This window comes from Saccharomonospora iraqiensis subsp. iraqiensis, from assembly GCF_000430445.1.
In the GTDB taxonomy this organism is placed as follows: Bacteria; Actinomycetota; Actinomycetes; order Mycobacteriales; family Pseudonocardiaceae; genus Saccharomonospora; species Saccharomonospora iraqiensis.
In genome coordinates this window covers 8,986-18,297 of record NZ_KE387087.1, presented here as the reverse complement: position 1 = coordinate 18,297, position 9,312 = coordinate 8,986, and the positions used below count along the sequence as shown (strand labels likewise).

Annotated in this window: 9 protein-coding genes; 7 read left to right on the top strand and 2 right to left on the bottom strand. The window is 68.5% G+C overall.

Features of this window, described 5'->3' with window-relative positions:
• The coding region (locus tag ACTIR_RS23005) for an acetamidase/formamidase family protein (RefSeq protein ID WP_034239639.1) at positions 1 to 625 on the bottom strand (625 nt) is incomplete at its 3' end.
• Positions 626 to 677: 52 nt separating this feature from the next.
• Complete coding sequence (locus tag ACTIR_RS24845; protein ID WP_026454470.1) at positions 678 to 1,016, bottom strand: FmdB family zinc ribbon protein; 339 nt, start codon at positions 1,014 to 1,016, stop codon at positions 678 to 680.
• A gap of 368 nt (positions 1,017 to 1,384) precedes the next feature.
• Here ACTIR_RS24845 and ACTIR_RS24840 point away from each other — a divergent pair, with 368 nt between their 5' ends.
• The 7 genes from ACTIR_RS24840 to ACTIR_RS0111960 form a co-directional block, all read left to right on the top strand.
• Positions 1,385 to 1,708, top strand: coding sequence for a hypothetical protein (locus ACTIR_RS24840; protein WP_233345896.1), 324 nt, complete (start codon positions 1,385 to 1,387; stop codon positions 1,706 to 1,708).
• Positions 1,705 to 2,955: a putative T7SS-secreted protein gene (locus ACTIR_RS0111985; RefSeq protein WP_026454469.1), complete on the top strand. Its 1,251-nt coding sequence runs from the start codon at positions 1,705 to 1,707 to the stop codon at positions 2,953 to 2,955. Before ACTIR_RS24840 ends, ACTIR_RS0111985 begins: the two co-directional genes overlap by 4 nt.
• A gap of 8 nt (positions 2,956 to 2,963) precedes the next feature.
• Positions 2,964 to 3,623 carry a hypothetical protein gene (locus tag ACTIR_RS0111980; protein ID WP_154663740.1) on the top strand — a complete coding sequence of 220 codons (660 nt, stop codon included), beginning with the start codon at positions 2,964 to 2,966 and terminating at the stop codon, positions 3,621 to 3,623.
• Between the two features lie 149 nt (positions 3,624 to 3,772).
• Entirely contained in the window at positions 3,773 to 3,991 is a 219-nt protein-coding gene (locus ACTIR_RS0111975; protein WP_233345895.1) for a hypothetical protein, read from the top strand.
• Positions 3,984 to 4,934, top strand: a complete 951-nt coding sequence (locus tag ACTIR_RS0111970; protein ID WP_026454466.1) for a hypothetical protein — start codon at positions 3,984 to 3,986, stop codon at positions 4,932 to 4,934. The genes ACTIR_RS0111975 and ACTIR_RS0111970 overlap by 8 nt, the downstream gene beginning before the upstream one ends.
• A 328-nt stretch (positions 4,935 to 5,262) precedes the next feature.
• A complete protein-coding gene (locus ACTIR_RS0111965) occupies positions 5,263 to 7,362 on the top strand; it encodes a UvrD-helicase domain-containing protein (protein WP_026454465.1) in 2,100 nt (699 codons plus the stop codon).
• Positions 7,363 to 7,398: 36 nt separating this feature from the next.
• On the top strand, positions 7,399 to 9,312 hold a 1,914-nt coding region (locus tag ACTIR_RS0111960), incomplete at its 3' end, for a GmrSD restriction endonuclease domain-containing protein (RefSeq protein WP_026454464.1).

The window sequence follows — 9,312 nt, the reverse complement described above, 5'->3', positions numbered from 1 at the left end:
CGGTGGCGGTGCCCGCGAGGGTGCCGTCGGCCAGCGGGGGCAGCGCCAGCGGCGGCACCCGGTCCGGGTCGGTGGCGATCAGCGCCCGTTCCCGCGAGTTCCACCGTTCGAGCAGGTCGGCCGAGGGGGCGACGCCGAACAGTCCGGGGTGGGTGATGCCGTGCATCCGCACACCGGGGACATGCCGGGAGTCGCACTGCTGGCCGTGGAAGTCCCAGATGGCCTTGTAGGCGTCCGGGTAGTGGTCGGTGAGGAAGCCCCCGCCGTTGACCTTGGCGAAGATCCCGCTGTAGCCCCAGCCCTGCCCGCACACCGGCCCGGTCTGCTGCGGGATCGGGCCGAGGTCGAGGATGTCGACGACGAGCAGGTCCCCCGGCTCGGCCCCCTCGACACCGATCGGCCCGCTGAGCATGTGACACCGGTCCAGGTCGACGTCGCGCACATCGTTGGCCGAGTCGTTGTTGCCGATCTGCCCGTCCGTCCATTCCCGGCACTCGATGCGGAACTCCTGTCCGGGACGCACCTGCGTGGCCACCGGCACGTCGGGGTGCCACCGGTTGTGGCCCGGAACGTCCTGTTCGGCCATGGTGCGGGACGGGTCGTGGCGGAACACTACTTCTGGCATTCGGGCACCTCACAGCGGGCTCGGTCGGGACGTCGCGGCGAACGCGGTGGGTTCAGTGGCGATGCGGGCGGCTCGCCGGGTGGGGCACGGTCCGCATGTGACGCGCCGACTCGCGGCCCACGAGCCGTTCCAGCCTCGGGTCGGCCCGCGACCGGCCGACGCGCTCCGTGCCGGGGTCGCGCCGCACCACCTCCGGCTCGTCCCGGCTCTTCTCCGCCTCGTCACGGGCACGGACGAGCTGCGGCGACACCTGTTTCAGCCGGGGCGCGGAAATGACGCGCCGCGCCTCGCTCCCGCACTCCGGGCACCATTCCGCCGCCGGAGCGGTGTTCATTCCGTGGGAACGTTCGAGGATCCCGCATTCCGGGCATCGGTATTCGTACAACGGCATATCGGAGCCGCCCTGATCATTCGTCGATGTGAACGATTCCGACGCTACCCACCCACCGGCCGTCGTGCTGGCCGCAGGCGGTGCAGCTGTCGCCCTTTCGTGAATCCTCACCCGTCCTGAGGACGAAGGTTGATCGTGGATGGATCGGGTGACCGGGGTCCCCGCTCGGGCCGGCTCGGTTCAGAGGGGCGACCAGCCGACGACGAACCCGGTGGTAAGGCCCGTCGCCCGCGGCCGGCGCGTTGCCCGAGGGGTGGTACAACCTGTGCACGATCATTAAACTCGTTTGCTGGCTCAGTGGAACCGCCGCTCAGGCCGGCGCGTCCGAGTGGCCGCCACTGGGAGATCACGTGCTGGGGGAGGTCGACATGCCTGATTTCACCGTCGATATCGGGGGGCTGACGGCTCTGGAGAAGAACCTCGGGCGCACCGTCGAAAACATCGAGCAGGCGTTGAACCGGATGGAGGATATCGGGCCGAAGTCGATCGGTCCGGACTCGCTCGACGAGGCGTGCGCCGACTTCAAGTCCGACTGGGAAGGCGGCCTGGAGAAGATTCGCGAGGCCGTCGACGGCATCAAAGGCGGTGTCGACAAGGCGATCCAGGGTTACGCTGAGCTCGAGGCGAAGTTGGAGGACACCCTCCAACAGATGGCTGACGAGGTTCGCGCCTCGGAAGAGCAGCAGGCATGAGTGACGCGGACTTTCCCAACCTCGGCTTCGACCCGGCGCACGGTGATGTGCCGAGCGTGCGCGACCTCGCCGAACAGCTCGACAAGACCGGCAAATACGCCAGGGAAGCCTTCGACGTCCTGAAATCCGTAAAGGAAAACAAGGACGTCTGGACCGGTAATGCCGCGCAGGCCTTCGCCGGTACGTTGGATATGCTGCCCGAGTACCTGGACAAGGGGCACGAGTCGCTCGACAAGGCGGCCACGGCGTTGTCCTCCTGGGCGGACGACCTCCAACGCCATCAGCAGAAGGCGCGACAACTGGAAGAGCGGGCGGCCAACGCCAGGAGACACGCGGAAAACCTCGATAGCGCTGCGAGCACGGCCAAGGCGAACGCCGCGGCACAACCGGACGACGAGCAGGTCCGCGCCTCCGCGGACGATGCGGTGCGGGCCGCCGCAGCAGCGTGGGACAAGCTCAACCAGATTCGCCAAGAGGCCAGGACGCTGCAGGAAACCTGGCAGTCGGACGCCGATGTCTGTGAAGACGCCCTGAAGGACGCCGTCGACGCCGCCCCACAGAAGTCGTTCGCGGAATCGCTCGGCGAAATCTTCGACGACGTCGGCGGCTGGTTCGCCGACCACATCGGCTCGATCGGCGACATCGCGGGCATTGTTTCTGCCGTCGCGGGCGCACTCGCGGCCATCCCGGTGTTGACCCCGATCGCCGGACCGATCGCCATCGGCACCGGCGCGATCGCGCTCGCAGCGCACGGCGCCGACATGGTGATCAACGAGAAGTACGACGATCCGAACGCCTGGGTTGGGCTCGCCGGTGACGCGGTCGGGGTGCTTCCGGGCGTCGGCGCCTTGGCCAAGGGATTCGGCGCCGCCGGCGACGTAGTCTCCGGTGCTGATCGACTGGTCGACGTGTCCCGGGCGAGCGGTGTGACCGGAGTGATGGACACGGCCGGCGAGGCCGCCGTCAGAGGCGGCAAGGCAGTGGGCCAAGGCTTTTCGGACGCCGTCACCGCAATGAAGCACCCGAGCGAAGCAACGCAGTGGCTCGCGGAGAGGGCGATGGGCTACGGCGCGCTGACGGACCCTGACTTGACGGCGAACGTGGCGAAGGGATTCGAACACGGCGTCGGGGTTTCGCTGCAGATTCCCTCGGGTATTGGGCTGTTCGACACGAGCGATGCAACCAGCGATGCCAAGGACACGGCCGGCATCGGCAGCCTTGTCCATGGCATGGGCACAATCCGATAGGACAGGGCATGCTCAGCAACCTCCTCGATGAAAATCATGCGCGCGTTCCTTTGCGGTTTCGCGTACCTGATGAGTTCTGGGAGATCGCGCTGGACGAGCCGCCGGAGGAGCGTGCCCGGAGAACGTTCGACGGCTTCCGCGGAAAACTGGGGCTCACCGAGCGGCAGGCCTTTCACCTTGCGTTTTCACAGGAACACATGGTCGTCCGACTGCGGGATCAGGGCGCCGTGTACGTGGGGCAGTGTGTGGCACGGTCGGAGATCGACCCGGCCGTGCTGACCAGTGCTCAGTACACGATCCTGGTCAAGAAGGCCGACCTGGATGCCGAGGACCCGCTGGATGCCGTGGCCGGTGGTCTGCGCAAATCCGGGGAACCCCGCGAGGTCCTGTTCACCGAGTTCCCGGCGGGCAAGGCGCTCGTTGTGGGCGAGGAACTGGCCGTAACCTCACCGTTCGGTCCACTCGGGGAGCCCCGTCCGACCTCGCAGCGTGTGCGGCAGGCGCAGGTGGTACTGCCATTTCCGGATCGACGCAGACTTGCGATCATCGGGGTGTCGAGCGAGAACCTTGCCGACTGGCCCTCCTACGTCGAGATACTGGACGGCATCGCGCGGAGTGTTTCGTTCACCGATCCTCCGACGAGATCGATCGCCGGGGTGCTCGGCTAGGGCCTCGTTCGAGGCTGGCAGACCTTCGATAGTAAGCGGGGAGACGAAGCTACGTGATCAACGTAATCGGTGGAGGGTTAGTCGCCGTCCTTGCTCTGTTGTTTATCAGCGACGTCGTCAGGGTCCGAAGGCAGAGCTTCGGCCAGGCGGTGGCGCGAGTCGAGCGGGACCTGGCCAAGCCGCAGCCACAGGGGAAACCCTCTTTAGTGCTGGTGTGGTCGGCCTACCCGCTGTCCGACCACATGGTGAAGCGGCTCGCCGAACTGGGCGGGTTCCGGTTTATCGAGCAGCAGCAGGCCTACAACGGCGCCCGCGCACTGGCGTTCGACCCGCCGAAGAGCTCCAGGAAGTTGTCGGTACATGACTGAGGAACTGGCGGACACGATCGCCCTATGGCTGCTGCTGCCCTCGATAGCGGTCATACTCGTGATTGCGTTCGCTCGAATAGTGGGCCTGCCCACCGAGGTCAAACAACGGCGGCGCACCGAACAGTTGAAGACGCTCCGCGAGCTAGCCCGTTCGTCCGGACCCACCCTCGAATTCGACTGGCTGCGCTGTAAGGACGTCGCCTTCGCCGAGCTGCGCCGGGAACTGGGCCGGAAAGGTTGGCGCTTTGTCGACGAGGAGATCACCTCGACGGGCTGGCTGTTGTACTTCTCCCGCGAAGAGGGTGAACCCGCCAAGCAGACCGACTCCGGGCAACAGCTGCGCCGCGAACTGCGCGAGGCCGCACTCAACGCCGACGGCTTCTACCCGTTGGACACCAACCGCTACGCCGACCTCACCAGCGCCGCGATCTCCCGGATCGTCCGCGACACCGGCTGGACGGAAGCCGGCTACTCGCAGATCCGGCGGGGGGAGGTGGTCCGGTTGACCCGCCCCGGCACCACGGTCGTCTCGCGAGCGCAGGAGTCGTTCACCGATGCCTCCGACCCGGACGAGCTCCGGGCCGACCCCGCAGTCCAGGCCCGGGCCGCCGAGATCAAGCGCGAACACGGGTTCGACCCGCTCTCGCCGCAGGTGCTCGGCCGCGCCCGCGAACAACACCGCACCTGGGGCAAGAGCTTCAACCGGCAGGTCGGGTTGGCGTTCCTGTACGGCTTCGTCGGACTGTTCGTCCTCGGTGGCACGCTGGCCTCGGCCGAAGGCGAGAACCTCGCCATGCTGCTGGGCGTGTCGGCGGTGCTGCTGGCCCTGTTCGGCGTGTCCGTGTTCAAGGCCGCACGGATCCGCAAACGACGCAACCGCGACATCGGTCCGGTCCTCGATGCCTACGCCGAACTCCGCACCCTCGCCGAACGACAGCAGTAACCCGGAAGCTGATCCGGACATTCCTCTCGGGCGTCGTCGATTGGGAGCGGCATCATCCCCACAGCCAGATGTCGCGGCGAGACGCTCGGTGCGGGCGGTTGGCATGCGTCGGGCGCCGGGCGGCCACTCGTGTCGAACACTGCCGGACGGGTGTGCATTCCGACGATCATGACGGACAATGCACCCGATGGGATCGGCACGGATACTGCGGGACTCGTATCGAGTGCGGGCCGATCTGGTCCGCACTCGAGGCGACGATCACCCCACCGTCGCCCGGATCGACGAGTTGCTGACACGCTGACCCGAGCGAGGTGGAGGGAAGTGAATCGTGCCGCGACTGGCCATCGCCAAGGAATTCCTGCGGGACTACGCCCGGCTGCAGAAGCCGGTGCAGGACCGGGTCACCGAGGTCTTCTCCAAATTCGAAAACGACCCACACTCCGGTCGTAATCTGGAGAAAATCACCAACGCCCGGGACGACCGGTTCCGTTCCATCCGGATCACCAGAGACGTCCGCGGGATCGTGCTCGCCCCGGACAGCGGGGACGTCTACACCCTGCTCAAGGTGCTGCCGCACGACGACGCCTACGACTGGGCGCAGCGGCGCACCGCCTCGGTGAACAGCGCCACCGGCGGGATCGAGATCCGGGACACCGCCGCCCTCGACGCCACCCTGCCGGAGCTGTCCCGGCTGGCCGACTCGGCGCCGACCCGCCTGTTCGAGCACGTCGGCGACGCCGACCTGCGCCGCCTCGGCATCGACGACCAGACGCTGGACTTCGCCCGCGCCCTGACCGACCAGATGCAGCTCGACGCGGCCCAGTCGTTCCTGCCCACGACCCAGTGGGACGTGCTGTCCGGGCTCGCCGCCGGGCTGTCGCCGGACGAGGTCTGGGCCGAACTCGGCGAGGCGATCACCTCCGGCCCGGTGGACACCGACGACCTCGACGCCGCGATCGAGCGCAGCGCCGACCGGGTCGTGCTGGTGGACGGGCCCGAGGAGCTGCTCGCCGTGTTCGCGCACCCGTTCGCGCTGTGGCGGGTGTATCTGCACCCGCTGCAGCGCACCGTAGTCGAGGCGGGCTACCGCGGCCCCGCGCGGGTCACCGGCGGCCCCGGCACCGGCAAGACCGTGGTCGTGCTGCACCGGGCGCACCACCTGGCCGCGCGCGGCGAGGGCTCGGTGGTCACCACGTTCACCTCGACGCTGGCCGATTCGCTCAGCGCGGGGATCAAGCTGCTGACCGACTCCCCCGACTCCGCCGACCGCATCGAGGTCGCCCACGTCGACCAGCTCGCCCACCGCCTCTACCGCCGGGAGCACGGCCCGCCGCGGATGCTCGACGGCGACGACGAGAAGCGGCGGTGGAAGCGGATCGTCAAGCAGTTCGAGCTGCCGTTCACCGAGACCTTCCTGGCCGAGGAGTGGCGGCAGGTGGTGCTCGCCCAGCGGGTCGGCTCGGCCGAGGACTACCTCGGCGCGAAACGCACCGGGCGGGGCCGCAGGCTCGGCGCCCGGCAGAAGGCGCAGGTCTGGCAGGCGATCTGGGAGTTCCAGCGGCAGCTGCACGACGAGGGGCTTCTCACCCACGAGACCGTCCGCGCCGAGGCGACCCGCCTGCTGGAGCGGCTCCCCGACGACGACAAGCCCTACCGGCACATCGTGGTGGACGAGGCCCAGGACCTCAGCCCGGAGGGCTGGCGGTTCCTGCGCGCCGCCGCGCCCGCACGCCCGGACGACCTCTTCCTCGCCGGGGACACCCACCAGCGCATCTACGCCGGCCGGGTCAGTCTGCGCGAGGTCGGCGTGCACGTGACCGGGCGTTCGACGAAACTGCGGATCAACTACCGCACCACGGCCGAGATCCTGGCGTGGAGTCTGGAACTGCTGCACGGCGAACGCATCGACGACATGGACGGCGGCCTCGACTCGATCGCGGGCTGCCGCTCCGAGATGCACGGCCTGCCGCCGACCGAGCGGGGCTTCGCCACCCGCGAGGAGGAGCTGCGCCACCTGACCGAGGTGGTGACCGGCTGGCTCGACGCGGGGGTGGAGGCCGGGGAGATCGGCGTCGCCGCGCGGTCGAACTGGCTGGCGAACAAGGCGCAGTCCGCACTGGAGCGGGCCGGGGTGTCGGCCGCCGTGCTCTCCGGCGGTCGCGCGGCCGAGGACGTCGTCTCGGTCGGCACGATGCACCGGATGAAGGGGCTGGAGTTCCGGTGCCTGGCCGTGATCTGGGTGGGCGAGAAGCACATGCCGCCGCCGAACGCCGTCACCCCGGCCGAGGAGGACGCGCACACCCACGAGCAGGACCTGCAACGCGAACGCTGCCTGCTGTTCGTGGCCTGCACCCGCGCCCGCGAACAGCTCGCCGTGAGCTGGCACGGCGAGCGCAGCGGGCTGCTGCCCGCACCACCCGAGAACTGACCCGCCACCCACCACACCACCAGGGAAGGTGACCTCGTGAAACTGTCGACGCTGCTGGACCAGATCGACGCCGGGACCGTGCTGCTCCCGGAGTTCCAGCGCGGCTACGTGTGGAACCGCGACCAGGTGCGCGGCCTGATGCGTTCGCTCTACCTCGGCCACCCGGTGGGCGGGCTGCTGCTGTGGGAGACCTCCGCCGAGGGGGTGTCGGTCCGCGGCGGTATCGCGGGCACCGGCACGCACCTGCTGCTGCTGGACGGGCAGCAACGGGTCACCACGCTCTACAGCGTCATCCGGGGCAACCCGCCCGCGTTCTTCGAGGGCGATCCGGACGTGTTCCGCGGGCTGCACTTCAACGTCGACACCGAGGTGTTCGAGTTCTACATGCCCAGCAAGATGGCCGACAACGTGCACTGGGTGGACGTGACCGAGCTGTTCAAGACCGGGCCCGTGCCGTTCCTGTCGAAGTTCTCCGACCAGCCGGACAAGGCGAACCTCTACCTGTCCCGGCTGAACGAGCTGTGCCAGATCACCGACAAGGACTTCAACCAGGAGACGATCAGCGGCCCGAACCGGTCGGTCGACGAGGTCGTCGACATCTTCAATCGGGTCAACTCCGGCGGGACGAAGCTGTCCAAGGGCGATCTCGCACTGGCGAAGATCTGTGCACAGTGGCCGGACGCGCGCGGCGCGATGCGGGAGCATCTGGCCCGGTGGCGGGAAGCCGGGTTCAACTTCACGCTGGACTGGCTGCTGCGCAACGTCAACGCGGTGGCCACCGGGCGCGCGCTGTTCACCGCGCTGGACAAGGTCTCGGCCGACGAGTTCCAACAGGCCCTCGAACGCACCGTCGGCTACATCGGCACGATCCTGGACACCATCTCCGGCAGGCTCGGCCTCGATCACGACCGCGTGCTGATGGCCCGCTACGCGATCCCGGTGATCTCGCGGCTGCTCGAGCTCAACGGCGGCCGGTTCCCGGACAGCGCCTACCGGGACAAGGTGCTGTACTGGTACGTGCACGCCTCGCTGTGGGGGCGGTTCGCGGGCTCGACCGAGACCTACCTCCAGCAGGACTACGACACCGCCGGAAGCCAGGGCATCGACGGCCTCATCCGGACGCTGGAACGCACCCGTGGCGGGAATCTGACCGTGCGCCCGCACGACTTCGAGGGCTCGACCAAGGGTTCCCGGTTCTACCCGCTGCTGTACATGCTCACCCGGGTGCGCGGCGCCCGCGACTTCGGCAGCGGCCTGGAACTCAAGGCGGAGATGCTCGGCAAACTCGGCTCGCTGCAGGTGCACCACGTCTTCCCGAAGTCGTTGCTGCGGCAGCGCTACGAACGCGGCCACGTCAACGCCGTGGCGAACTTCTGCTTCCTGACCCAGCAGACCAACCTCGACGTCGGTAACCGGCCGCCGGAGGACTACTTCCGCGAGGTGGAGCAGAAGCATCCGGGGGTGCTGGCCTCGCAGTGGATCCCGGCCGACGAGACCCTGTGGAAGCTGGAGAACTACCTCGATTTCCTCGCCGCGCGCCGCGAACTGCTGGCCGAGGCCGCGCAGTCGTTCCTGGAGGGCCTGCGCTCGGGAACCGAGTCGGCCGGGACGGCGGAACTGAGCCCGATGCAGGTGGTCTCCGAGGAATCCGACGACGCGCGCGCGGTGCAGGTGCGCGAACTCGTGGACGAGATGCTGCGGCTGGGCTACGCCGAACCCCGCACCGACGCCGAGATCGCCGACCCGGACACCGGCCGCGCACTCGCCGTGGCCGAGGCGTACTGGCCGGACGGCCTGCAGCCCGGCCAGGGCGCGGCGGTGATCCTGGAACTCGACCCGGACGCCGCCGACCTGCCACGGCTGGAGGAACTGGGCTACGAGGTGTTCACCTCGGTGGACGCGCTGCTGGGCTACGCCAACCGCCGCAACCGGGACGCCTCGGGCGTCGGC